Source organism: Pseudomonas sp. H3_C08 (assembly GCF_054669455.1).
Genome location: NZ_CP162803.1, coordinates 1,804,069 through 1,827,064, shown reverse-complemented (window position 1 = coordinate 1,827,064; position 22,996 = coordinate 1,804,069). Strand labels below are relative to the sequence as shown.

The window sequence follows — 22,996 nt, the reverse complement described above, 5'->3', positions numbered from 1 at the left end:
GGGTTACTGCGCAGCCAGCCGCCGGGACTTCAGGCCCCAGCCTTGTTGCATACCGGCGGCGGCCAACAGAATCGCCGCCACGCCGACCCATTGCAGGATTTCCAGACGATGGCCGAACGCGAACCAGTCGACGAAGATCGCCGCGATCGGGTAGATGAACGACAGTGCACCGGTCAATGCGGTCGGCAATTTCTGGATCGCGCCGTACAGCAGCACATACATCAGACCGGTGTGGACGATGCCCAATGTGACCAGGCTGGCCCAGGCACTCGGTGCTTGCGGCAATGCGCTGAAGTGCGCAAAAGGCGCCAGCAACAGAACCCCGGTGCAGACCTGAATCAGCGCGATCAAATGCGGTGGCGTGCCGGTCAGGCGCTTGATGATCAACGCGGCAATCGCATAGAGAAACGCCGCACCCAAGGCCAGCGCAATGCCCATCAGATAGTCATTGCCGCTTTCACTCTGGGTGCCATGGGCACTGACAATCGCCAACATGCCCATGAACGAAATCGCCAGCCAGAACAGCTTTTGCAGGGTGATTTTCTCGCCGAGAAACAGCGCCGCCAAACCGACCAACATGAACGGCTGCACGTTGTACACCGCCGTGCCGATGGCAATCGAAGCCCTTGAATAGGAGGCAAACAACAACACCCAGTTACCGACAATCGCCATCCCGCTGAGCACTGCAAGCAGGAAGGTGGTTCGGGTCAGAATGCCCGGGCGCAGGAAGCCGAATACCGCGCAGATCAACAACAAGGTGCCGGCGCCGAACACGCAGCGCCAGAACACCACGTCCAGCACCGGTTGCCCGGAGACCAGCACAAACCAGCCGATCGTCCCGGAAATCAACATGGCGGCAGTCATTTCGAATGAGCCGCGCCGCAGGGTCTTGTCCATCATCAATCTCCTCAACAATTGAACAAAGTATGCCAAGGCGTCCCGGCGGCGCTCCAGAGCAAAAAGCAGGCTAAACTCGTAATCTGCCTTCTTTATCGTGGGTGGTTTTCATCATTCACCTAATACTGGAGTTTTTATGACTGATGACATTGATCAGATCCTCATCGGCGCATTGATGGAGGATTCGCGGCGTTCGCTCAAGGCGCTGGCGCAGATCAGCGGCTTGTCGTCGCCGAGTGTGGCCGAACGCTTGCGCCGACTGGAGGAACGCGGTGTGCTCAGGAGCTACACCGTGGAAATCGATCCGAAGTTTTTTGGCTATCAGTTGCAGGCAATCGTCCGGGTTCGGCCGCTGCCGGGACAACTGCAGGAAGTCGAGCGGCAGATTCTGGCGATTCCCGAGTTCACCGAGTGCGACAAGGTCACCGGCGAGGACTGCTTCATCGCTCGCCTGCATGTGCGCTCGATGGAACAGCTCGACACCCTGCTCGACCGCCTCAATACCTTGGCCGAAACCAACACCGCAATCGTCAAGAAAACCCCGGTCAAGCGTCGATTGCCGCCGATGGCCTAAGAGCTTTTTCCGCATGTTCGGCGTAAATTGAGGTTTTTCCGGCGAAGGATTGGCGGTATGAAAGTTCAGGCAATGATGCTGAGTGCATTAGTGTTGAGTGGTTGCGGGACAGTGCAAACGGTCATGCGCGACGATCAGGTCGCCATGGACGATTTGAGATCGAACAAATCCTATTGCGGGGCGGTGCCGAGAATCTACAGCGGCGTGATGTATGACTTCTGCAGTCTGCATGCGCCGATAGACCAAGGTAACAAGTACAACGCCGCCCTGCCCGGCTGGGCGATTGATGCTGTGGCGTCCGGGGTGCTCGACACGTTGTTGTTGCCTTACACCATTTACAAACAGCAGACTGATGGCAGCATCCTGATCAACTGAAAAAAGCCTGCGCACGCCGAAACGTGCGCAGGCTTTGCGCTGCTTACTCCAGCAGTTGCTGCAGGCTCGGGTCACGAATGACTTTCTGCAATGGCTTCGGCGTGGCGTTGTTGGTGGAATTGAGCATTTTCAGTTTCATGTCCGACGCTTTGCTGCACGCGTTCTTGCCGTCGGCGTAGATGCCGCTCATGTCGCATTTCCACTCGAAGTAATTCACCAGACCGCCGGACAACTGCAGGCTGTAGTCAGTGCTTTGAGTGCCCGGCGTGAAAGCATGGCCGGCCGGAATGTTCTGGAACCACTTCATCCATTCAGGCGAACCCGGCTTCGGCGCATTGGCCTGGAACGTTGGATTCATGATCGCCACTTGCGGCGTTTCGGCGGTCGCATGGCAGCTCAGGCAGGAACTGTTGGGGTTGTCCACCGGACCATTGAGGCGACCATTCCAGCCCAGATGGGTGGGTGGCAACTCTTGGGTCTTGGCGTTGATCGCGGTCTGTTGCAACGCGGGGTTGATCTTGGTCTGCGTCGGTTGCGGGTTGGTGAAGTCGTTGCCGATTTCTTCCGGATCGTTGCCCCACATGATCCCTACCGGGACGAGGTTGTCCCAGCCAGGCTTGCCGGTTTTCGCGCCGTTGTACTGAAAGGTGCCGAAGATCCAGCCAGTGGCGCTCATGCGCTTATCGCGCACGGCGATGTCCATCTGGATCAAGGCGACATCCTTGACCTTGCGATTGGCCGAGGTGAACGTCTCGGTGACGTAGCCCTTCCACAACACCGGGTTCACCAGGAACGGCACGGTGCTGCGATCGATATCGGCGAACAGGGCTTTGCAGACTACGGTGCCGTCGGGGAAGCTGTTGGGTGCCGATGTGTATTTCGGATCAGGGTTGTTCGGGTCTTTCCAGACCTCTCCGATGGTATAGGCACCGATGTCGTTATAGATGCCCACCGCGTATGTCTGGCCAGTAGCGGTCTGCGTGGGGGCGAGTTGCTTGACCTGGATCTGCGCCTCTTTGGTCAGGCCGTGAATCCCTTCGCGTCCCAGCGGGCCGTAGTGCTGCCACGGCATGTGATACCACTGACGTTTTTTATTGTTCTGCACGTACCAATCAGCCTCGACGTTGCCTTCGAGGCAATAGGTTTTGACTTCCTCCATGTACGCACGCCAAGTCTCAAAATTGTTATCTGGCTTGGTCGGTAGATTCTTGAAAAAACCGGGGAGCGGTACTTTCGGCGCTGTGGCCGGGTAATTCTGGCTCAACTCGAACAGTGGGCCAGAGTATTGGCTGGAAGGTGGTTGATAGCCGAAGTCAGGATAGACGCCGGCGAGGGTTGACGCGCTGAACAGCGCGGTGGTGACGGCCAGTACAGCCAGTTTTCCTTGGGGCTGGTTCATCGATGATCTCCTTGATTGGGACAACGCCTGCAGTGGCAGGGCCTCCATTATTTTTCTGGTATCAGGACCCCGGTCGTTCGCCGGGATACGGTCACGGTGCATGGCATTTGGCGTGGTTCACCTCCCGGTTTTCACTGGACGAACGAATGCAGTCGCTCTTGACCGAAAGGCCTGGCGATCAACAGCAAGGGAAGTGAATGCGAGGGACGCAGGATTACACGAGGGGTGCTGGTTACCGACTCCTGTCGATCAGGCTACTGCTCTTCCTTGGTAATTAGGTGTAGGTGATTTCCAAAAAGACGCCACTATTTTCAGATCATTTTGTACGTAAAAGGCCACTACGCTTTTCGGCGAGCAACAAAAAACCCGCCGAAGCGGGTTTTTTGTTGAAACGACTAATGATCAGTCGTCGCGGCTCATGATGCCGAAGATCTGCAACAAGCTGATGAACAGGTTGTAGATCGATACATACAGGCTGATGGTCGCCATGATGTAGTTGCGCTCGCCGCCGTGGATGATGGCGCTGGTCTGGAACAGGATGCACACCGACGAGAACAGCACGAAACCTGCGCTGATCGCCAGTTGCAGGCCGCTGATCTGGAAGAAGAAGCTCGCCAGCGTTGCACCCAGCAACACGAAGAAACCAGCGGTGATGAAACCGCCGAGGAAGCTCATGTCCTTGCGGGTGATCAGCACGTAGGCCGACAGACCACCAAACACCAGCGCAGTCATCGCAAACGCCGAGCTGACCACTTCAGCGCCGCCCTGCATGCCCAGGTAACGGTTGAGGATCGGGCCGAGCAGGAAACCCATGAAACCGGTCAGCGCAAAAGCGGACACCAGGCCCCAAGCGGAGTCACGGAGTTTGTTGGTGAGGAAGAACAGCCCGTAGAAGCCGATCAGCACCACGAAAATGTTCGGGTAGCCAACGCGCATCTGCTGGGCAACGAAAGCCATGACGCCGCTGAATGCGAGGGTCAGAGCCAGTAGGCCGTAAGTGTTGCGCAGGACGCGGCTAACCTCTAGCTGCTCAGCCTGCACGCTGTTATTAACTGCGTAATCCTGTTCGCGCATGGCGACACTCCTGTTGGTTTGAAACGTTCAGTCGCAAAGATCATAACAGACGCTCTGTAACAAGCCATGCAGAGAGTTTGACAGTGTGTTTCATTCAGGTATTATGGCGCCCGCAACGCAACGGAGGTGTGGCCGAGTGGTTTAAGGCAACGGTCTTGAAAACCGTCGACTGTAACAGGTCCATGAGTTCGAATCCCATCGCCTCCGCCATCTTATGTACGACAAAGCCCTGATTATTCAGGGCTTTGTCGTTTCTTGCATTCAGAAATTTTGCTCCTCTTTTTGTGGATCGTTTCCGCATCTTTTCAGCAATTTCCGCAACCCTTCTTTCCAGTCCGCCCTCATCCCGTCAATTTCAGTTGCCAGATTTAATGCGACAGACGAGTTTTTAATTGAGCAGTAGGCTGCTTTTGGCCAATAGCGGTTAGTCAATAATGTGCTCTGAAAGCCACGAAATGGCACGACTGATCAGCCGTGTCACTTCCTCAAAACCACTACTCATTTGAGTTTCGGATATCTGATGTTCACGGTTAGTGGATACCGAAGGAATGATGAATGACGCAGCATAGCTGCTCGTCGCGTGACGCCATTCTTATCTGCTCAGGAATTCTCATGGTGCTTTCGTTCAGCTATGGCAACAACCTTTCAAGCGCTCAAATTGCAGCCCGCCGTACGTGTGTCTGCATGACCAAGGAGGGCCGAGCATGAATACTCATCTTCATGCGTTGGTCGTTGGAGCCAGCGGCATCATCGGTAATGCGGTGGTGGAGACCTTGGTGGCAGATCCCCAATGGAGTGTCCGCGCCCTACGCCGCAGTCTGAACCCGGATGTCGATTCCATCGAGTGCGACCTCACAGATGCAGCAGCTACCAAGGCCGCACTGCGGGATGTCAGCGATATCACCCACGTTTTTTTCGCGGCTTACCAGCCCAATGGCAATGCTCTCATTGAGGCACAGACCAATGCGGCGATGTTGCGCAACGTCCTCGACGGGTTGAAAGCCGCTGGAGCCAACGTTCACCGGGTCGTGCTGTACCAGGGCGCGAAAGTCTACGGCGGCCACTTGGGCGGGCCGGTTCCTACGCCGTTTTACGAAGATGCGTCTCGGCATCTGGCGGCGAATTTGTATTTCGCTCAGGAAGACGTCCTGCGTGAACGCCAGCTCGCCGGCGAGTTAGAATGGTCAATTCTGCGGCCGGATGCCGTATTGGGCGACATCGCTGGCAATCCTTTCAATATCTCCATGGTCATCGGTGCTTACGCGGCACTGTGCCGCGAATCCGGCGTGCCACTCAAATTCCCCGGTTCGCCACACACCTATCGTGGCATTTACGCTCAATTAACAGATGCCCGCTGGCTTGGACGCGCAAGCCTATGGGCCGCAACTGCCGATAGTGCGCGCAATGAGGCCTTTAACTTAGTGGGTGAACCGTTCCGCTGGAATCACCTGTGGAAGAAGCTGGGTGAAGCCCTTGACTTGCCGATCGATGAGCCACAACCGATGTCGATGAGCACACACATGGCTGATCAGGCAGATGTTTGGCAGCACCTCGCAGAGAAACACGACTTGCAACCCATACCATTTGCACAGTTAGTGAACTGGGGGTTCGGAGACTTTGTGTTCAACTTCCAACAGGACCTGTTATCTGACATGGGTAAGATTCGCCGTGCCGGTTTCACAGAGCCTATGCACACCGAAGTCGCGTTGCTCGAAATGATTGCTAGCTTGCGAGCAAAACGCTTTTTGCCGTGATTTGTTTGGTATCCACACTGACGTTAAAAAACTCTTCCACACAACTACGCCAAGACGTTGAGATCTTGGCGACTAACCTTACCTCGCCAGCAACACTTACTCTCCCTGCTATTGGAAAGTGTTCAAGCCCCGCTGAACGGCGGGCCTTGCTTCGATGGCGTGAAACCATTCTGCCAGTCGAGGATGGCTTTTCCAGTCCAAACGGTCGCGAACAGATGAAGCGATCGTAAATGCAGAAATATCTGCCATAGAGAAACGATCTCCGGCCATAAATCCCTGTGTCAGAAAACTCTCTGCAAAAATGAGCTGCTCGATGACACGCTCGCCCATCACTGCGGCGGCATCGTCCAATCCCGCTTGGCGTAGGAAGAATGCGGCGTGGCTAGGAGCAATAACGTCAGTCACGAAAAAGAAGTAGCGATCATAAACTCTGACAGTTTCTGGGCCGGGCCAAATTGGCGCGAGCTGACCTGGAACTTTGGCATCGGCGTATTGGATGATCGCGTTCGACTGATTGATGATCAGCACTGGCGTCTCCGAATGGTCGACCAGAGTAGGAACTTTACCGGCAGGATTGAGAGCCTTGTAGGGTACGTCGCGCTGTTCATGTGCCCACAGATCCACTTTTCTGGCAGCGTAGGCAATACCCGCTTCTTCCAACGCAATTGCAGCCCGAAAACTGTTTCCTGTGTTTGCGCCATACAGCTCTATCAAATTGTTCATAAGACACTCTTATGGAGTTCAGAGTCCAAGCAGTGAATCAATCGTTATGGCGTGACCAGAACGCAGTGGCGACGGCCAAACCCTGAGCCAGGAACTGGTTGGTAGCGGTGTCGTTTACACTGCCATCCGCATTGCGTGTGTAGGTGTCGATGAGCCTCTGAAACAGTTCGGTGTTCTGGCTGCCGCCCGACTTGATACCGGCGTAGTACTCATCAAGCGATAGGCTGCCATCACCAGACTTGTCGAAGATCTTGAACATGATTTGGGCGTTGGCGTCGCTGACTCCAGCGCGATTTAGCTGCTTCACGAAACGGCTGCGATCGAGATCCTTGCCGCCGCCTGCTTGAACGAAAAGCTGTGGCGCCCAAGCCTCGCTAAGCGGCATGGAGCTTTTGTCTACTCCAACTTTGATGATGCCGAGACGCACGCCCTCATTCCCTTCCTCAACGGTAAGAGTGATGTTTTTCTCACCTCGGGCGTAAGCGGCAAGCCCCGGAAATTTCTCTGCATCAACCTGTGAGGCAGGATTCTTCGCCGCCTCGCTAAGAGTCACTACAGTGGATGGAGATGGTTCGTTGACGACGTCGGCTGGACGGTCAGTATTTGTAGTTACATCGGTTGTCTGGGGTGTCGGCCTGGAAGTAAACAAGGCTTGTTGAGAGTATGTACCGGCTGCATTGCTGACGCTTGATACTGACATGCTGGAAGGCCCCACCATTGAGCTTACGTTGGACTACCAACAACATTGATAGCGATCGCTATCATTAAAGAGAATCTAACAGCTCAATGAAAAAATCAGCAAAGTTTTTTTCTTTTTGGGGAGCGGAATATCGGATTCACGCGATTGAATAGAGCAGCATCCAGTAAGGCCTACAAGCTTTACAGCTCAACCCAGCTTGTTGCCACTCAAAGCGACAGCACCTCTGAAAGAAACTCCGTGAAAAGCCGTACTTTTTGCGAAGGTACCCGTCCGGCAGGGTAAACGGCGTTGACCTCAATTGAATCCAGCGACCAGTCCGGCAACACAGAAATCAGTTGCCCAGAGTCCAACTCAGCTTCACATATCCAAGCAGACGCAATGGTCAATCCTAGCCCCGAACATGCGCTGGCCAAGGCAGCCTCTGCCGAAGCGACACGGATACGCGGTGACATCTTCACCACCGTCGATACGCCATCACGGCTGAAATTCCAGCCCGGACTTGCTGACCCGCCAGGCCCTGCAATGCAGTGAAAATTCACCAGATCCGATGGATGCTGAGGAGTGCCCACGGCATCCAAAAACGATGGCGAGGCAACCAGCAACCTGTGCTCAATTGCTAGCCGCTTGAAACCAAATGACGAGTCTTCCAATTCACCAAAACGGATCGCCATATCAGCGCCTTCAGCTACTAAATCATGCATTCTGTCCAACGTCAGAAGCTCCAGTTTCAGCTCAGGATGAATTGCCAAAAATCTCGACAACTGGGGGATGACGATCCTTCCCGCCAGGATGGAGGGCAGCGCCACTCGCAGTACACCTTTCAGGCTGTCCATCCCCATCGCGACGTGGTCGGCCTCCTCCAAATCAAACAGAATTTGCCGTGCTTTTTGCAAAAAAACCTGTCCGGCCTCCGTTGGTACAATTCGACGGGTACTACGCAGCAATAGCCGCGTATTTAATCTTGATTCGAGTTCAGAAATTATTCGAGAGATGGAGGGCTGAGATAATCCAAGCTCCCGGGCTGCTGCCGAAAAGCTCGCTGTCTCAGCCGCTCTCACGAACACCTTTAACTCTTGGAAACGATCACTCATTTTTATCTCGGATAGGTGATATTCATAATCAGACGATAGTCTCCATTTTGCGAATACCGCACCATTCTTCAACACGCTCTGCGCCGCGCTGTGATGCACAGCGTGGTGAGCTAAAACGCCACCACAGAGGATTGAAGATGAAAGTATTTGTCACTGGAGCATCGGGTTACTTAGGCGGTTCCATCAGCCACCGCTTGGTCGAAAACGGACATGAGGTTATCGGCTTGGTAAGGACGGCTGCACAAGCTGAATGGCTGGAAGCACGGAACATTGCTGCGCAGATCGGAACGCTTGATGACGCCGATTTGCTTCAAGAGATCGCGCGCTCCGCCGACGCCACTATCAATGCCGCGAACTCAGATCATTACTTCTCCATTCGAGCATTGATCACTGCGTTGGCCGGTACTGGGAAAACGCTCATCCATACCAGCGGAGCCAGCATCGTCTGTGACGACGCGATGGGAGGTGAACCTAGTCAGGCCATTTACGGAGATGATCAGCCTTTCACACCCATGCTGCACCGCGTGCCCCGAATTGAAATCGATCGCATGGTCAGGACTGCGGGCGTCAACCAAGGTTTGCGCGCATTTGTAATCAGCCCGTCGACGGTTTACGGCAACGGCCTAGGCATGAAAGTCGTGAGTGACCAATTACCCAAAATCGTCGCGAAATCCAAAGAACTGGGTGCCGGGGTTTACATCGGCAGCGGCAAAACGATCTGGTCCAACGTCAACATCAACGACCTTGTGGATCTTTACCTTTCAGCCTTGGAACGCGCGCCATCCGGAGCATTTTTCTTTGCAGAGAATGGTGAAAGCACCTTCGAATCAATCGCGCGCGCAGTGAGCAAGTCCCTTGGCTTCGAAGGCAAAACCCTAAGTTGGGACATAAATGATGCGATGTCTGAACTAGGTGGTTTCGCTCGGATTGCGCTGGCGACAAACGCACGTGTACGCGCCATCAACGCGCGCAAGCTTTTGGATTGGCAACCTAGTGGTCCGTCGCTTGAGCAAGCAGTTGAACAAGGGCTCTGATTAACAAACCGTCTCAGCGATGCAAATCGCTGAGACTTAGGGGCCTGATCAACCTTTATCGCTATCCCAGCCTCCTCCCAGTGCTTTGTAGATCGCAACGATCGCACGGTATTGATCGGTTTCGCCGAGCGCCTGAGCATCCTCGGCGTTGAGGCGCTCACGCTGTGCGTCCAATAACACCAGATAATCCACGGTCCCTTCTTTGTATTGGATGGCTGCCAGATCAGCTGCTGCACGGCTCGACTCACTCTGCCGGATCAGCGATAGCAGCCGTTGTTGGCGTTTTCCGTAATCACTGAATGCGTTCTCCGACTCTTCCAGAGCCAGCAACACTTGTTGCTCGTAGGTGGCCAAGGCGCCTTCAGCGTCGGCGTCGGCGCCACGAATGCGTGCGCGAACGCTGCCCAAGTCAAATGCCGCCCAGGTAATGCTTGGTCCGAGCCCCCAGGCTCTGGCAGCACTGGAGCCAATCTGCGAACCTCGGCCGGCGGTGAAACCCAGAAAGCCGCTCAAGCTCACCCTCGGGAACAGGTCTGCGGTGGCCACGCCGATATCCGCAGTGGCGGATGCCAGTCTGCGTTCGGCAGCGAGCACGTCCGGACGTCGGCGCAGCAACTCGGCTGGATCACCTACTGGCAGCGCTTTCGCGATGGCCGGCAAGTCCGCAGGGGCCAACGATACGCTCAGTTTATCCGGGCGCTCACCCAACAGCGTGGCGATTCGGTTTTGCTGCCGCACCTGCTCCGCTTGTAGCTGCGGAACAGTTGCCTCGACAGCAGCCAGACGCGCATCGGCGCGCACTACATCGAGTTCATTACCGACTCCGGCATCGCGCAGACTAACTGTTACGGTGCGCGAGTCCTGTTGGTTCTTCAGGTTCGCCAAGGCGATTTTTTCTCGCAGTTGGGCGCCGCGCAGTTGTCCGTAGGCGTCCACCAATTCGGCAATCATCGTCACGCGCAGTTGGTATAGATCGGCCGCTGCTGCGCCCTCCTGCGCATTACTGGACTCCAGTTGACGCTGGATACGCCCAAACAGATCGACTTCCCAAGCCATGTCCAAACCAAGATCGTAACGTTCCTGATTGACTCGGCGTTCCGTTTGGCCCGGCACTTGAGCCCGCCCTTGCTCGCTACTAATACGGCTTGTGACCACCGGCAAATTGTCATTGCTGACGTCATCGCGTATCGCCCGTGCCGCTTTCCAGCGAGCGAACGCAACACGAAGATCGCGGTTGCCTTGCAGGGATTTGCTCACTAACTGATTGAGCGTGGGGTCATCGAACTGTTGCCACCATACCGTTTCAAATCGCGACTGATCGTACTGGCTGGTGTGCGCTGCCGCGATCGTCGCGGGAGCGGTATCGGGTGCCTTGTAGTCCGGACCTACCGTGCAGGCTGCGAGGGCTAGAACCAGAAGGCTGGGTAAAAAAAGCTTAAGAGTGTTCATCAGTGTGCCTCCGGATTCGAAGCGTGGGTTTGCTCAGCCTTGCCAACCTTGCGGGCGTTTTTGCGTTCGATGTAGCGGCGAATCAACACGAAGAACACGGGTGTCAGTAGCAAGCCGAAGAAGGTCACGCCGAGCATCCCGGAGAACACCGCAACGCCCATGGCACGGCGCATTTCCGATCCGGCACCGGTCGATGTCACGAGCGGAATCACACCCATGATGAACGCAAACGAAGTCATCAGAATCGGGCGCAGACGCATACGGCAGGCTTCAAGCACCGCGTCCAGTGGCGACAGCCCTTGATCCTGTTTGTCCTTGGCGAACTCGACGATCAGGATCGCGTTTTTGCACGCCAGGCCCACCAGTACGATCAGGCCAATCTGGGTGAAGATATTGTTGTCGCCCTTGGAGATGATTACCCCCGCAATCGCCGACAACAGGGTCATCGGTACAATCAGGATCACCGCTAACGGCAGGCTCCAGCTTTCGTACAGTGCCGCCAATACCAGGAACGCCAACAGTACGCAGAGCGGGAACACCAGCAACGCGGTGTCGCCGGACAAAATCTGCTGGAAGGTCAGGTCGGTCCATTCGTAGGTCATGCCGTTGGGCAGTTCCTCCTTGAGCAGTTTTTCTATCGCTGCCTGAGCCTGGCCGGAGCTGTAGCCCGGTGCCGCGCCGCCGTTGATTTCCGCTGTGATAAAGCCGTTGTAGTGCATCACCCGATCCGGGCCGGAGGTCGGCGTGACCTTGACGAAGGTCGCCAGCGGGATCATCTCGCCACGGTCGTTGCGCACCTTCAACTGGCCGATCTGTTCAGGCTCCTGGCGGAACTGCTGTTCAGCCTGGACGTTGACCTGATATGTGCGGCCAAATCGATTGAAGTCGTTGGCGTACAGCGAGCCGAGATAGACCTGCAAGGTGTCGAAAATATCGCTAATCGCCACGCCGTGAGTCTTGGCTTTCTCGCGATCGATGTTTGCTTCGACCTGCGGCACGTTGACCGTGTAGCTGGTGAACAGGTTGGCCAATTCCGGTACCGAACGGCTTTTGGTGATGATGTTCATGGTTTCCTTGTACAGCTCGTCGTAGCCCAAGTTGCCCCGGTCCTCGATCTGCAAACGGAAACCACCGATGGTACCCAGGCCTTGTACCGGTGGTGGCGGGAACACCGCGATGTAGGCGTCCTGGATGCCGCCGAACTTGGCGTTCAGCGATGCGGAAATCCCCATCGCCGAAAGGCTCGGGTCGGTGCGTTCTTCGAAGTTGCTCAACCCGATGAACGCGATACCGGCGTTCGGGCTGTTAGTGAAGCCGTTGATCGACAGGCCCGGAAACGCCACGGCGCTGTCGAAGCCCGGTTCGTTCATGGCGATGGTGCTCATGCGACGGATTACATTCTCAGTGCGATCCAGGCTGGCGGCGTCTGGCAATTGGGCGAAGGTCACCAGGTACTTCTTGTCTTGCGTCGGCACGAACCCGGTTGGGGTGGTGCTGAAGCCCATGTAGGTCATCGCGATCAGGCCAGCGTAAATCAGCAACGCAACGCTACTGCCCCGAATGATCTTGGCTACTGCCACCACATAACCGTGGCTGGCCTTTTCGAAGAAGCGGTTGAAAGGTTTGAACAACCAGCCACCTAGCAAACGATCGAGCACTTTCGAGAAGCGATCCTTCGGCGCGCCGTGGGCCTTGAGCAATACCGCCGCCAGTGCCGGCGAAAGGGTCAGCGAGTTGAATGCCGAAATGACCGTCGAGATGGCAATGGTTAACGCGAATTGCTTATAGAACTGCCCGGTAAGGCCAGAGATGAACGCCGCCGGTACGAATACCGCACAGAGCACCAATGCCGTGGCGATGATTGGCCCCGTCACTTCGCCCATGGCTTTCTTGGTCGCTTCGATCGGCTCCAGCCCGCCCTCGATATTTCGCTCGACGTTCTCCACCACCACGATCGCATCGTCGACCACGATACCGATGGCCAATACCAGTCCGAACAGCGACAAGGCGTTAAGCGAGAATCCGAGCAGGTGCATCACGGCAAAGGTACCGATCAGCGAAACAGGTACCGCGACCAGGGGAATGATCGAGGCGCGCCAGGTTTGCAGGAACAGGATTACCACCAGCACCACGAGAATAAGGGCTTCGAACAGGGTGTGGACCACCGCCTCAATGGAGCTACGAACGAAGATAGTCGGGTCGTAAACGATCTCGAAATCCATGCCTTCCGGAAAGTTTTTCTTCAGCTCGGCCATTTTCGCCCGCACCTGGTTAGAGATGTCGATGGCGTTGGAACCGGGGCGCTGGAAAATCGGCATCGCTACCGCTTCCTGGTTGTTCAGCAAGGCGCGCAAAGCGTACTGGTTTGAGCCGAGTTCAACTCGGGCGATGTCCTTCAGGCGCGTTATTTCGCCGTTGGCACCGCTGCGAATGATCACGTTTTCAAACTCTTCTTCAGTGACCAGCCGTCCCTGGGAGTTGATCGACATTTGGAAACTGGTGGCATTCGGCGCCGGTGGCGCACCGAGTTGCCCAGCAGCGACCTGACGGTTTTGCTCACGTACCGCGCTGACTACATCAGTTGCGGTCAGATTGCGCGAAGCGGTCTTGTTTGGGTCGAGCCAAATGCGCAGCGAGTAGTCGCCCATACCGAACAACTGCACGTCGCCGATACCGTTCAGGCGGGCCAATTCATCCTTTACATTGAGGATTGCGTAGTTCGACAGGTAGAGCATGTCGTAGCGCTTGTCCGGCGACACCAAATGCACCAGCAACGTCAGTTCAGGCGAGGCTTTGTCGACGGTAATACCGATGCGCGTCACTTCTTCCGGCAGCTTTGGCTCGGTGCGGGTCACGCGGTTTTGCACCTGAACTTGGGCGTTGTCGAGATCGGTGCCGAGGGCGAAGGTCACTGTCAGAGTCAGGCGACCGTCAGCGGTTGATTGCGAGGACATGTACAGCATGTTCTCTACGCCAGTAATGGCTTGCTCCAGTGGAGCAGCCACCGTTTCCCCAATAACTTTTGGGTTGGCACCCGGATAGTTGGCGTGGACCACCACGGTCGGAGGAACCACCTCGGGGTATTCGCTGATGGGCAATTGGAACAGCGAGATAGTGCCAGCAATTAAAATCAGCAGAGACAGTACGGCGGCGAAAATTGGCCGCGTAATGAAGAACTGGGAAAATTTCATGTCAGATCTCCATTAACCGCGAGGCGAAATCGCAGTTTCCGTCTTCACCAGTTCGGGTGATTTGACAGAGACGGGCGACTGGATGACGGGACGATTACTGGCTTCAATTGCCTGACGCTGGCTCGCCAGTGTGGCAACCGTTTCCGGGCTAGCCATTGGCGCATCCTGCGGATCAATCACCGCGCCAGGACGAACGCGTTGAAGGCCGTTGATGACAATGCGATCTTCTTTCTGCAAACCACTGCGAACGATGCGCAGCCCCTCAAGCTTTGGTCCCAGATCGACGCTGCGATAGACAGCTTTGTTGTCTTTATCGACGACCAGCACAAACTTCTTGCCGAGGTCAGTCCCCACCGCTTCGTCTTTGATCAGCAAGCCGGGGTAGGCAGCGCTGCCGACTAACTTCAAGCGGGCATACAGTCCGGGGGTGTACTGACCGTCAGCGTTATCGAATACCGCGCGGCCGCGAATAGTGCCGGTTTTCGAGTTGACCTGGTTGTCGACAAAGTTCATCTGCCCAACGTGGCTGTTGCCCTCCTCGTTTGACAGGCCCATGTACACCGGAGTGGCTTGACCGCGCTGTCCTTGGCGGGAAAGCAGACTGTATTTAAGGAACATGCGCTCGTCAGCATCGAAATAGGCGTAGACCTTATCGGTGGAGACAACGCTGGTAAGCGGCGTGGTGTCAGCGGTGACGATGTTGCCGGCGGTGATTTCCGCCCGACTGACTCGACCGGTGATCGGTGCGGTAACGCGGGTGAAACTGAGGTTCAAGCGTGCGAGATCCAGCTGCGCCTGAATGGCATCGACACCGGCCCGCGCTTCTTGTGCAGTGGTAGTGCGAGTGTCGGCTAACTCTGCGGAAATCGCGTTGCTGCTTAACAAGCGCTGGCCGCGCTGAGCTTCATTGCCTGTGCGAACCAAAGTTGCTCGGGCTTGTTGCAGCTGCGCTTCGATGCGATGGACTTCATGTTCGAACGGACGTGCATCAATCTGAAACAGCAAATCACCTCTTTTTACCAGCGCACCATCGGTGAAGGCCACACGGTCGATCTGACCCGAAACCCGAGGACGAACCTCGACGGTTTCTGGCGCCTCCAGTCGAGCGGTGACTTCATCCCACTCGGTGATGGGCTGTTCGAGCACCTTGGCAACGGTGACGTGTGGCGCTGCTGAAGCCAACGCTGCATCAGGTGTGCGGTCACACGCTGCCAGAACTGTCAGGGCCAACGCAGCAAGAGGATAACGCAAAGGTTTTAGTGACTGTTCCATGGGATGTGTCCGCCAGACGGGTTTAGGGATTTGTGGATTCTCGGCCTCACGCGAGGCCTCGACGAATTGAACGGAGTGAACTTAGGTATCACTATTAATGATAGGCATCATGTTTAAAGCCGAAAGAAGAATTGGCCCTGTTCAACCCTTGGTATCCGCAAGAGCAACACAAACAGAATCAAGCGCCGGGCCCAGCATTTGCGCTGCACTTAAAGCTCTAGGCGTTGGCACCATTGTGCGACCATTGCGCTCAAACAATGGGTCGTTGAACAGCCTACGAAGTCGGATCAACGCAGCGCTCACCGCTGGCTGGCCGAGCGATAGCCTCTTACCTGCACGAGTTAAGTTACGTTCCTGGATGAGCGTTTCGAAGACAACGAGCAGGTTCAAATCGATACTGCGCAGCTCATTACGTTTCATGGGACAGATCCCCGTATAGATTTTGACTAGAGTCGCAGACTCGGGACACGCCTAGCATCGCGGAGGCCCGATAGACGTTCGTCTACGACGTTATATGATCACCGTAATCAATGCTAGCATCGTAGCAAACCGGTCCAAGCAGGTTCGCCTGTCCTAGAGGAACACCTCATGAAAGTCACGAAAGAACAAGCGGCGGCGAATAAGGAGGCGATCCTCACCGCTGCATCCCGCCTATACCGCGAAAAAGGTATAGATGGAATTGGCATTGGTGAACTCTCACGATCAGTGGGTCTGACCCATGGCGGATTTTACGGACAGTTTCCTGGCGGAAAGGAACAGCTAGCATCGGAAGCCGTCAGCAGAACCTTCGAGTCAAACATCCAGGAGTGGCAGAGCGCAAAATCCATCTCGGAACTCATACAGGGTTACTTGACGCAAGCGCATCTGGATAACTGGATGGAGGGCTGCCCCATCCCCGCTTTAGGTGCAGACGTCGCTCGCACTGGCGGTGCAGTCAGCAGTGCGTTTACCAAAGGTATTGAGGACTTGATTGAAACGCTGATGGCGCTGGTCAAAGGCGAAACTCATGACGAGAAGTACCGGGAATCTCTTCGCATACTTTCCTCAATCGCTGGTGCAATGCTGATTGCCAGAGCGCTGGACAGCCCTCAATTATCTGAGCAGTTCTTGCAGTCGGTCATCAGTGGCTGGCCTGCCGCGCCTGAAAAAAAGAGCGGGCTGTAAAGCGCCGCTCAAAGGATGAAAACTAAACCCCGAAGAACATCATATGAGTCTTCCTGGGCTTATCAGGTATGGAACGGCACCCACATCATCTTCACTTCGACATTCAGTAGGCCTGACTTAACCGTTGGATCGTCAGTGCCGATCTTGATGGCTTCTTCGAGGTCAGCGGCCTTGAAGATCGTCATGCCACCGTCTGCCAGCACACCGTTGAGGCCACCGGCTTTCTCCATGAACGGCCCGCTGAGCACGGTGAGGCCTTTCTCCTGCATTTCGATCATGTAGCCCACGTGATCCATGAACCCAGGCTGTTCGTTGTACTTAACGCCTTGAACCCAGTTCGGGCCCGGCGATTGGAAGGCGACAAAGTAGTGCGGGCCGTTTTCGTCAATCATGATTGTTACTCCAAAAGGAAAATGGGGGATTCAAAAGCGATGTGCTGTCAGGTATGGAATGGGACCCACATCATTTTGACTTCGAGGTTTAGGAAGCCGGACTTGACCGTTGGATCGTCGCCGGCGATTTTTTTTGCGTCTTCAAAATCAGCGGCCTTGAAAATCGACATGCCGCCGTTTGCCAACACTCCATTGAGCCCGCCCGCCTTTTCCATGAAAGGGCCGCTGAGCACAATCAGCCCCTTCTGATGCAGTTCGATCATGTAATTCACATGAGTCATAAATTCAGGTTGTTCGTTGTATTTCACGCCCGGTACCCATTTCGGCCCTGGGGTGTGAAAGGCTACAAAATAGTGTGGCCCGTTTTCGTCAATCATCGTTTTGCACTCCAGAAGGATAGTTTGTTTAGAAAGAATGATTATTGAGGGAGTAAGAAGTCGTGCCCGGCCAGAGGGCCGCCGGCCTGTTGCATTTTTCCACCCTCTTTGAGTTCCCCGAGATCGACGGTGCGAAAGCCAATCTTGTGAATAAACTCGGTCACGAATTCTTTGGCTTCGCTGTCATCGCCTGACACGAACAGCACCCTTCGACCTTGGTTGTGGACGGGGCCAGCATTGAAGTTAGCCATTTCAAGATTGTTGAACGCCTTAACCACCCTCGCTCCCGGTGCCAGTTCGGCAACAATTTCACTCGCGCCACGCCCTCCAAGGTCGTCAAACACCCACTCGGGCGTTGTCTCCAAAAACGGGTTAGTAGCATCAATTAGGATTCGGCTGTTCCAAGCTGGCAGTCCGTTGAGAACTGTCTTGATAGTTGTCCAAGGCGTAGCTAGCAGCACCACTGGTGCTGCGGCGGCTTCGGCGAGCGTGACGACGGAAGCCTTAGGCCCCAACTGCGACAGTGCATCGCCCAATTTAGTCGCTCCGCTGCGATTACTCAGCAAGACCTCATGGCCCTGATCAATCGCGTGCTTAGCAATGGACAGCGCCACAGTGCCCGAGCCCAACATCCCAATTTTCATAAAAGCGACCTCATTAGCGATGCGTTAAATCGGGGGAAATGTTTTTTGGAGTGATCACTCCGATATGCAATACTATGGCGATGGAAATCCCCTCGTCAAGGAATATTGGAGTGATTGAACCAAAATTATCCGAACCCAAAAAACGTGGTCGCGGGCGGCCATCGAATTTCGACCGGGCGATTGCCGTACACCAAGCAATGAAATTGTTTTGGGAGTCGGGCTACGAAGGCACATCCTTCGAAAGCCTGATTGCGGTTATGGGAATCAGTGCGTCGAGCTTTTACAACTCGTTTGGGGGTAAAGAGCAGCTCTACGCAGAGGCGACTAATGCCTATCTGGCAGCGTCAGGTGAGTGGTTTCTCGGCATCTTGAATGATGCGACTGACACGCGAACCGCCTTCAGACGATTGATGGAGGCGACCGCTACCGAGTTCACCCGAGACGATCTACCCTCCGGCTGCATGATTTCCGTAGCATGCGTTCACGTTCCTCCAGCGTTGCATTCGGTTCGCGAAATGATGACCGAGCACAGATCGATGGCACGCCATGCAATGGAGGCGAGGATTCAGCGCGGCATCGATGAAGGTGACGTGTCCGCCGACACCAATGTCAAAGCATTAGCCGCCTACTTCAATGTGCTGGCCCGAGGATTGGCTGTGCAAGCCAGAGATGGTGCAACTTCTGACCAACTTCTGGAGATCGTGCAGATCGCCATGCAAGCGTTTCCAGCTGGCCCAGAGCTTTAGTCTGGCCCTCTAAGCCACGGATTGTTCTGGAACTCTTCCACTAGGAAATCCACCATCACGCGGGTCTTCTGTGGGATCCAGGATGAGGCAGGCATCACCGCATAGATGGGAACGAAAGCGGCGTCGTAATCTGCCAGGAGCCTAACCAATCTACCGGCCTCCAGATCCTCGCCGCAGGCCGACAATGGCGCTCTCAAAACTCCAAGCCCTGCGATCGCGGCTTCGCAAAGCGCTTCAAACACGTTCACCCGATAGGATCCCTGAACTTCAACCGACACTATCTCACCGTTGACATCGCTGAACGTCCACTCGAAAGGCGTCGGGTTGCGCAGGTAAATCAGGCACGGTACACGAGCCAAATCACGAGGATGAAGAATCGCTGGATGGTCCTCCAGGAACGCCGGCGAGGCTACGGTGACCGGTTGCAGAGCACCAAGTTTTCGCGCTTGGTGAGAGCTATCTTTCATTTCGCCAACGCGGATAGACACGTCTACGCCATCGCGAATCAGATCTGTCGCCGAATCACTCAGGAAATGCTCCAACACAATGTCGGGGTAGCGCTGGAAAAAGCGCGGCAGTAACGGAGTCAATTGCTTTCGCCCGAGCAGAATTGGTGTAGCGATACGTAAGGTGCCTGAAGGCGTCTGACGGGTATTGAATACATCTCCTAAAGCCATGGCGTATTGCTCAAGAATAAGCTTCGCCTGCTCATAAAACCGCTCACCGGCATCGGTCAAAAACAACCGGCGGGTGGTACGTGAAAATAGCTTCGCCTGTAACTGTTTTTCCAAATCGGTAATTTGCTTGCTGACCGTAGATTGACTGATCGACAGCTCAATCGCCGTGCGCGAAAAGCTGCCGATCTCGACAACCCTCACGAAGATTTCTAACGCCGAAAATCTGTCCACACCGCCCCTCTACCGCTGTCATACCCGGCCTGCATATATATTCCGGCCGGCGATAAATTTTATCGCCGGCCAACCAATTATCACTTTTGAACCGCTCTATTAGTCTGGCTCTGCGCAACGCCCTTAACATTCAGTTTTATGGAGTCAGTCATGACCATCAGCATCTACGGCGACAGTGGTTCCGGCAGTTTTCGCCGCGTATGGACCGCTGCAAAACACATGGGCATTCAGTTCGAACATATCCCGGTCGACTTGTTGAAAGGCGAAAGCCAAGCGCCGGAATTTCTGGCGATCAGCCCGGTCGGTCGCGTACCGGTCTTGGTCGATGGCGATATCGTCATCTCCGAAGCTTCGGCCATCAACCTCTACTTGGCGGAGAAGTTCGACTCGCCGCTGTTGCCCAAGGGCACCGCCCGGTATGAAACCTTGCAGTGGATGTTCTGGTCCGCTGAACACTGGCGCGTATTTTCGTCCTACCTTTTCAACGAACGCATCGGCAAACGCGTGATGGGCGTGGCGGAAGACCCGACTATGGTCGAGTTCATCTTCACCAACATCCGCAGCAACGCCGCCATGCTCGACAAACACCTCGAAGGCAAAAAATACATCGTCGGTGACCAGGTGACGCTGGCGGACTTCGATATCGCAGCACCGTTCTCGCAGATGGCCAGAACCAAAACGCCGTACGATGAATTCCCGAACATCATGGCTTGGCAGCAACGCCTGCTGGATGAAGTTCCGGCCTGGAAAGAAACCAAAGAGCTGCTGGACGACCGCATGGACCGAGCGTTTTCCGCGTTCGGTATCACGTTCTGATCTGACTGTACGGGGGCGCCGAACATCGGCGCCTCCTCAACCAAACCGTCAGTGAGCCCCGTTGATCTCTAACAACACCTTGCCGCCTTTTTGAGTGTGGACGATGGCGTCCTTAAAGGCTGCCAGCGGATACACCTTTGCAACCGGTACTTGCAGACTTCCGGATCTGATCAACTCGACCGCTTCATGCAATATTTCAGGCACTTTCACCCTGAATGCGGGTTTGTTCTGATAAAAGTTGTGCATCGTGATGCTCTTTCTCATCAGCGGCCTGAGATCTCCCGGTGCAGACATGTCGCCGCTCATTTGTGCGTAGTTGACCAACGATCCCCCAGCCGATAACGCGCTAACCAATCGCGCAGTCGCCACTCCGCTGATGCCGCAGAGCGCCAAGCGCACTGCACCGTCACCGACCATGTCTTGAACGCGCTCAGTCGCATCATTTTCATCCACCAAAACAATGTCTCCACCAGCCGCTTCCACCTCAGCGACTTGCTCCTGTCGCCGCACAAAATTGACCGTCCGTAACCCGCGCCCCTTGGCGATGGCGATCACCGCCCTACCCACCCCGGAGTTCGCGCAATTCTGCACCACCCAATCGCCGGGTTTTAGGTCAACGAATTCACTCAGCAAAAGTGCCGCTGTGGGCGGATTGATACGCAACATGGCGAGCTGCTGAATATCCGCGTCCACGGGCAAAGCGAAGAGATCTGCGGCGGGAATGACCATCCGCTCGCGCCAGGTAAAGCTATAGAGCGGTGGCGTCACGCGATCCCCGACCTTTACATTGTCCACGCCCGCTCCAACGACCAACACGATACCAACGCCTTCGTTGCCGACAACACTCGGTAATGGCGGATGCACCGGAAACTTACCGCCAAACAACAGTAAATCGTTGTGGTTAACTGGGGCGAACTCTAGACCGATCAGCACCTCGCCCGATCCGGGTGGCGGTGGCTCAGCGATGTCGACCAACTCCAGACTTTCGAGGGGGTTGCCGTAAGCGTTGATCTGGATCGCTTTCATGTGGGAGTACCTGCGTGAGGGTTTAAATGTCCATGCCGGACACCTATCATAGTGATCGCCCGCAAAAGTATCCATTCTATTGGAGGCGATCACAATGAATGGATCAGTGTAGTTCAGGAGTGATGCGTGAAAGTTTCAAAAGAACAAAATGCTTACAACCGTGAAGCGCTCACTGCTGCGGCTTCCAGCCTGTTCCAGACGCAGGGCTTCGCCGCCACTGGCGTCGCGCAAATCAGCGAGGAGGCGGGACTGACCCAGGGTGGTTTTTACGGACATTTTAAATCTAAGAGCCGGTTGGTCGAAGCTGCTTGCCGGAAAGCTATGGCCAACGGTCGCGACTCATGGCGCGCCATGATGGGCACGGCTGCGAACGACTTGGAAACGCTAATTGACGCCTATGTGTCCCCCGAGCACGTCGAGGCCGTCGCTGAGGGCTGTCCGATGGCTGCTTATACATGCGAAATCAAAAGTCAGGATGAAGCCATCCAAAACACTTTCACCCACGGTTTTGAGGACATGGTCGCAATCCTCCAGGAAGTGCTGGCTCGGGATTTCGCGGATGAAACTGCTCGTCGCGAAGCATTGTTTTTCATGTGCAGTATGGTCGGCAGTGTCGCCATCGCGCGGGCGACCAAAACCACGAACCCTCTGCTTGCTGATGAAATCATTACGGCAACTAGACAGAATCTGAAGGCGGTTGCCAACTCAGCCGGTTCCTAAGCATCTGACAGCTCGGCGTGAGTCAGATGAGTTACCGCTGTCTCCAAAATTTCAGCTGACAGCGCCGAGCGCGATGCCATTCTCGACAAGGTGAGCGCCCCCATCATCGTGCACATCGCGACGAGTGCACGAGCGCGTTCCGACTCGCCTTTCTCAGATTTGGACTGAGCGACCAATAACTCGATGATCCTTTCCAGACCTTGGGTCGCGACCTGCTTTACCTGCTCGTTGCTCCGGACCAGTTCGCTCCCAAGCGCCGCATAGGGGCAGCTTTGCTCCAAGGCATCCCGGTGTAGAGGCGAAAGGTAATGGCCCACGATTGCATCAAAGCCTCCGTCGTCAGCGACCTTCTCCAGCTCTGACATTAGTCCGTCAACTGCTGCGCCGCATGCCTCTGCCACGACCTGATCCTTGGATTGAAAGTGGCGGTAGAAGCCGCCGTGCGTCAGGCCCGCCGCAGACATCAAACCAGAAAGTCCCGTCCCGCCAATACCGTTCTTGCGAAACTCGACGCTGGCAGCATCAACGATTCGTTGCCGGGTCTCGCTGGTTTCCTGCCGTGATTTGCGCATGCCAAAAATCCTGATCAATGGTGTTTGACTTAGATGTTACTTAACATCTATATTTATGACGAGCGTAATATTTAACCTTTCGCACCATAACCTGAGGC

The 22,996-nt window shown here is 55.3% G+C and carries 24 protein-coding genes and 1 tRNA gene; 9 read left to right on the top strand and 16 right to left on the bottom strand.

The window, feature by feature from the left end:
• Positions 1–3: 3 nt before the first annotated feature.
• Positions 4–897 carry a DMT family transporter gene (locus AB4N74_RS08480; RefSeq protein WP_093433072.1) on the bottom strand — a complete coding sequence of 298 codons (894 nt, stop codon included), beginning with the start codon at positions 895–897 and terminating at the stop codon, positions 4–6.
• 136 nt (positions 898–1,033) lie between these two features.
• Between AB4N74_RS08480 and AB4N74_RS08475 the strand changes: the two genes are divergently transcribed.
• The gene (locus AB4N74_RS08475; protein WP_257354874.1) at positions 1,034–1,471 is read left to right on the top strand and encodes an Lrp/AsnC family transcriptional regulator; all 438 of its coding nucleotides are present in this window, start codon (positions 1,034–1,036) and stop codon (positions 1,469–1,471) included.
• A gap of 57 nt (positions 1,472–1,528) precedes the next feature.
• A complete protein-coding gene (locus AB4N74_RS08470) occupies positions 1,529–1,846 on the top strand; it encodes a YceK/YidQ family lipoprotein (RefSeq protein WP_460099395.1) in 318 nt (105 codons plus the stop codon).
• A 43-nt stretch (positions 1,847–1,889) separates the two neighbouring features.
• Here the strand turns inward: AB4N74_RS08470 and AB4N74_RS08465 are convergent, their stop codons facing one another.
• Entirely contained in the window at positions 1,890–3,245 is a 1,356-nt protein-coding gene (locus AB4N74_RS08465) for a hypothetical protein (protein ID WP_257354873.1), read from the bottom strand.
• Between the two features lie 402 nt (positions 3,246–3,647).
• Positions 3,648–4,319, bottom strand: a complete 672-nt coding sequence (locus AB4N74_RS08460) for a Bax inhibitor-1/YccA family protein (RefSeq protein WP_008081508.1) — start codon at positions 4,317–4,319, stop codon at positions 3,648–3,650.
• A 122-nt stretch (positions 4,320–4,441) separates the two neighbouring features.
• Between AB4N74_RS08460 and AB4N74_RS08455 the strand changes: the two genes are divergently transcribed.
• A tRNA-Ser gene (locus tag AB4N74_RS08455) sits at positions 4,442–4,529 on the top strand.
• Between the two features lie 494 nt (positions 4,530–5,023).
• Positions 5,024–6,073 carry an SDR family oxidoreductase gene (locus tag AB4N74_RS08450; protein WP_212621878.1) on the top strand — a complete coding sequence of 350 codons (1,050 nt, stop codon included), beginning with the start codon at positions 5,024–5,026 and terminating at the stop codon, positions 6,071–6,073.
• A gap of 108 nt (positions 6,074–6,181) precedes the next feature.
• On the opposite strand, the gene AB4N74_RS08445 is transcribed toward AB4N74_RS08450, so the two are convergent.
• From AB4N74_RS08445 to AB4N74_RS08435, 3 genes are all read right to left on the bottom strand, one after another.
• On the bottom strand, positions 6,182–6,796 hold the full coding sequence (locus AB4N74_RS08445) for a glutathione S-transferase family protein (RefSeq protein WP_460099390.1): 615 nt from the start codon (positions 6,794–6,796) through the stop codon (positions 6,182–6,184).
• 37 nt (positions 6,797–6,833) lie between these two features.
• The gene (locus AB4N74_RS08440; protein ID WP_460099387.1) at positions 6,834–7,496 is read right to left on the bottom strand and encodes an EF-hand domain-containing protein; all 663 of its coding nucleotides are present in this window, start codon (positions 7,494–7,496) and stop codon (positions 6,834–6,836) included.
• Positions 7,497–7,702: 206 nt separating this feature from the next.
• The gene (locus AB4N74_RS08435; RefSeq protein WP_460099384.1) at positions 7,703–8,587 is read right to left on the bottom strand and encodes a LysR family transcriptional regulator; all 885 of its coding nucleotides are present in this window, start codon (positions 8,585–8,587) and stop codon (positions 7,703–7,705) included.
• Positions 8,588–8,724: 137 nt separating this feature from the next.
• On the opposite strand from AB4N74_RS08435, the gene AB4N74_RS08430 reads away from it, so the two are divergent.
• Entirely contained in the window at positions 8,725–9,621 is an 897-nt protein-coding gene (locus AB4N74_RS08430) for an NAD-dependent epimerase/dehydratase family protein (protein ID WP_150734409.1), read from the top strand.
• Positions 9,622–9,669: 48 nt separating this feature from the next.
• Here the strand turns inward: AB4N74_RS08430 and AB4N74_RS08425 are convergent, their stop codons facing one another.
• From AB4N74_RS08425 to AB4N74_RS08410, 4 genes are all read right to left on the bottom strand, one after another.
• On the bottom strand, positions 9,670–11,070 hold the full coding sequence (locus tag AB4N74_RS08425; RefSeq protein WP_212621877.1) for an efflux transporter outer membrane subunit: 1,401 nt from the start codon (positions 11,068–11,070) through the stop codon (positions 9,670–9,672).
• On the bottom strand, positions 11,070–14,261 hold the full coding sequence (locus tag AB4N74_RS08420; RefSeq protein WP_150734411.1) for an efflux RND transporter permease subunit: 3,192 nt from the start codon (positions 14,259–14,261) through the stop codon (positions 11,070–11,072). Before AB4N74_RS08420 ends, AB4N74_RS08425 begins: the two co-directional genes overlap by 1 nt.
• 12 nt (positions 14,262–14,273) lie before the next feature.
• Positions 14,274–15,533, bottom strand: a complete 1,260-nt coding sequence (mexE, locus tag AB4N74_RS08415; RefSeq protein WP_150734412.1) for a multidrug efflux RND transporter periplasmic adaptor subunit MexE — start codon at positions 15,531–15,533, stop codon at positions 14,274–14,276.
• 141 nt (positions 15,534–15,674) lie between these two features.
• On the bottom strand, positions 15,675–15,953 hold the full coding sequence (locus AB4N74_RS08410) for a LysR family transcriptional regulator (RefSeq protein ID WP_092280725.1): 279 nt from the start codon (positions 15,951–15,953) through the stop codon (positions 15,675–15,677).
• Positions 15,954–16,121: 168 nt separating this feature from the next.
• On the opposite strand from AB4N74_RS08410, the gene AB4N74_RS08405 reads away from it, so the two are divergent.
• Positions 16,122–16,697, top strand: coding sequence for a TetR/AcrR family transcriptional regulator (locus AB4N74_RS08405; protein WP_150734413.1), 576 nt, complete (start codon positions 16,122–16,124; stop codon positions 16,695–16,697).
• Positions 16,698–16,759: 62 nt separating this feature from the next.
• Here the strand turns inward: AB4N74_RS08405 and AB4N74_RS08400 are convergent, their stop codons facing one another.
• Genes AB4N74_RS08400 through AB4N74_RS08390 form a run of 3 tightly spaced genes read right to left on the bottom strand, consistent with a single transcriptional unit; the run spans position 16,760 to position 18,110 of the window.
• Positions 16,760–17,089 carry a YciI family protein gene (locus tag AB4N74_RS08400; RefSeq protein ID WP_092280721.1) on the bottom strand — a complete coding sequence of 110 codons (330 nt, stop codon included), beginning with the start codon at positions 17,087–17,089 and terminating at the stop codon, positions 16,760–16,762.
• A gap of 47 nt (positions 17,090–17,136) precedes the next feature.
• Entirely contained in the window at positions 17,137–17,466 is a 330-nt protein-coding gene (locus AB4N74_RS08395) for a YciI family protein (protein ID WP_092280719.1), read from the bottom strand.
• A 41-nt stretch (positions 17,467–17,507) separates the two neighbouring features.
• Positions 17,508–18,110 (bottom strand): NADPH-dependent F420 reductase, encoded by a 603-nt coding sequence (locus AB4N74_RS08390; RefSeq protein WP_150734414.1) that lies wholly within the window; start codon positions 18,108–18,110, stop codon positions 17,508–17,510.
• A 110-nt stretch (positions 18,111–18,220) separates the two neighbouring features.
• Between AB4N74_RS08390 and AB4N74_RS08385 the strand changes: the two genes are divergently transcribed.
• Positions 18,221–18,856, top strand: coding sequence for a TetR/AcrR family transcriptional regulator (locus AB4N74_RS08385; protein ID WP_212621874.1), 636 nt, complete (start codon positions 18,221–18,223; stop codon positions 18,854–18,856).
• Here AB4N74_RS08385 and AB4N74_RS08380 read toward each other — a convergent pair.
• A complete protein-coding gene (locus AB4N74_RS08380) occupies positions 18,853–19,764 on the bottom strand; it encodes a LysR family transcriptional regulator (protein WP_460099374.1) in 912 nt (303 codons plus the stop codon). The two genes, AB4N74_RS08385 and AB4N74_RS08380, sit on opposite strands and share 4 nt — an antisense overlap.
• A 150-nt stretch (positions 19,765–19,914) precedes the next feature.
• Between AB4N74_RS08380 and AB4N74_RS08375 the strand changes: the two genes are divergently transcribed.
• Positions 19,915–20,580 (top strand): glutathione S-transferase family protein, encoded by a 666-nt coding sequence (locus AB4N74_RS08375; RefSeq protein WP_212621873.1) that lies wholly within the window; start codon positions 19,915–19,917, stop codon positions 20,578–20,580.
• Positions 20,581–20,628: 48 nt separating this feature from the next.
• On the opposite strand, the gene AB4N74_RS08370 is transcribed toward AB4N74_RS08375, so the two are convergent.
• Positions 20,629–21,606, bottom strand: coding sequence for a zinc-dependent alcohol dehydrogenase family protein (locus AB4N74_RS08370; RefSeq protein WP_150734417.1), 978 nt, complete (start codon positions 21,604–21,606; stop codon positions 20,629–20,631).
• A gap of 126 nt (positions 21,607–21,732) precedes the next feature.
• Here AB4N74_RS08370 and AB4N74_RS08365 point away from each other — a divergent pair, with 126 nt between their 5' ends.
• Positions 21,733–22,326, top strand: a complete 594-nt coding sequence (locus AB4N74_RS08365; RefSeq protein ID WP_212621872.1) for a TetR/AcrR family transcriptional regulator — start codon at positions 21,733–21,735, stop codon at positions 22,324–22,326.
• Here the strand turns inward: AB4N74_RS08365 and AB4N74_RS08360 are convergent.
• Positions 22,323–22,898: a TetR/AcrR family transcriptional regulator gene (locus AB4N74_RS08360; protein WP_150734419.1), complete on the bottom strand. Its 576-nt coding sequence runs from the start codon at positions 22,896–22,898 to the stop codon at positions 22,323–22,325. The genes AB4N74_RS08365 and AB4N74_RS08360 overlap by 4 nt on opposite strands.
• Positions 22,899–22,996: the final 98 nt, after the last annotated feature.

Excerpts from the sequence above, each read along its gene's own strand:
- AB4N74_RS08480 (WP_093433072.1), bottom strand. The coding sequence starts at position 897 with ATGGACAAGACCCTGCGGCGCGGCTCATTCGAAATGACTGCCGCCATG.
- AB4N74_RS08475 (WP_257354874.1), top strand. The coding sequence starts at position 1,034 with ATGACTGATGACATTGATCAGATCCTCATCGGCGCATTGATGGAGGAT.
- AB4N74_RS08470 (WP_460099395.1), top strand. The coding sequence starts at position 1,529 with ATGAAAGTTCAGGCAATGATGCTGAGTGCATTAGTGTTGAGTGGTTGC.
- AB4N74_RS08465 (WP_257354873.1), bottom strand. The coding sequence starts at position 3,245 with ATGAACCAGCCCCAAGGAAAACTGGCTGTACTGGCCGTCACCACCGCG.
- AB4N74_RS08460 (WP_008081508.1), bottom strand. The coding sequence starts at position 4,319 with ATGCGCGAACAGGATTACGCAGTTAATAACAGCGTGCAGGCTGAGCAG.
- AB4N74_RS08450 (WP_212621878.1), top strand. The coding sequence starts at position 5,024 with ATGAATACTCATCTTCATGCGTTGGTCGTTGGAGCCAGCGGCATCATC.
- AB4N74_RS08445 (WP_460099390.1), bottom strand. The coding sequence starts at position 6,796 with ATGAACAATTTGATAGAGCTGTATGGCGCAAACACAGGAAACAGTTTT.
- AB4N74_RS08440 (WP_460099387.1), bottom strand. The coding sequence starts at position 7,496 with ATGTCAGTATCAAGCGTCAGCAATGCAGCCGGTACATACTCTCAACAA.
- AB4N74_RS08435 (WP_460099384.1), bottom strand. The coding sequence starts at position 8,587 with ATGAGTGATCGTTTCCAAGAGTTAAAGGTGTTCGTGAGAGCGGCTGAG.
- AB4N74_RS08430 (WP_150734409.1), top strand. The coding sequence starts at position 8,725 with ATGAAAGTATTTGTCACTGGAGCATCGGGTTACTTAGGCGGTTCCATC.
- AB4N74_RS08425 (WP_212621877.1), bottom strand. The coding sequence starts at position 11,070 with ATGAACACTCTTAAGCTTTTTTTACCCAGCCTTCTGGTTCTAGCCCTC.
- AB4N74_RS08420 (WP_150734411.1), bottom strand. The coding sequence starts at position 14,261 with ATGAAATTTTCCCAGTTCTTCATTACGCGGCCAATTTTCGCCGCCGTA.
- mexE (WP_150734412.1), bottom strand. The coding sequence starts at position 15,533 with ATGGAACAGTCACTAAAACCTTTGCGTTATCCTCTTGCTGCGTTGGCC.
- AB4N74_RS08410 (WP_092280725.1), bottom strand. The coding sequence starts at position 15,953 with ATGAAACGTAATGAGCTGCGCAGTATCGATTTGAACCTGCTCGTTGTC.
- AB4N74_RS08405 (WP_150734413.1), top strand. The coding sequence starts at position 16,122 with ATGAAAGTCACGAAAGAACAAGCGGCGGCGAATAAGGAGGCGATCCTC.
- AB4N74_RS08400 (WP_092280721.1), bottom strand. The coding sequence starts at position 17,089 with ATGATTGACGAAAACGGCCCGCACTACTTTGTCGCCTTCCAATCGCCG.
- AB4N74_RS08395 (WP_092280719.1), bottom strand. The coding sequence starts at position 17,466 with ATGATTGACGAAAACGGGCCACACTATTTTGTAGCCTTTCACACCCCA.
- AB4N74_RS08390 (WP_150734414.1), bottom strand. The coding sequence starts at position 18,110 with ATGAAAATTGGGATGTTGGGCTCGGGCACTGTGGCGCTGTCCATTGCT.
- AB4N74_RS08375 (WP_212621873.1), top strand. The coding sequence starts at position 19,915 with ATGACCATCAGCATCTACGGCGACAGTGGTTCCGGCAGTTTTCGCCGC.
- AB4N74_RS08370 (WP_150734417.1), bottom strand. The coding sequence starts at position 21,606 with ATGAAAGCGATCCAGATCAACGCTTACGGCAACCCCCTCGAAAGTCTG.
- AB4N74_RS08360 (WP_150734419.1), bottom strand. The coding sequence starts at position 22,898 with ATGCGCAAATCACGGCAGGAAACCAGCGAGACCCGGCAACGAATCGTT.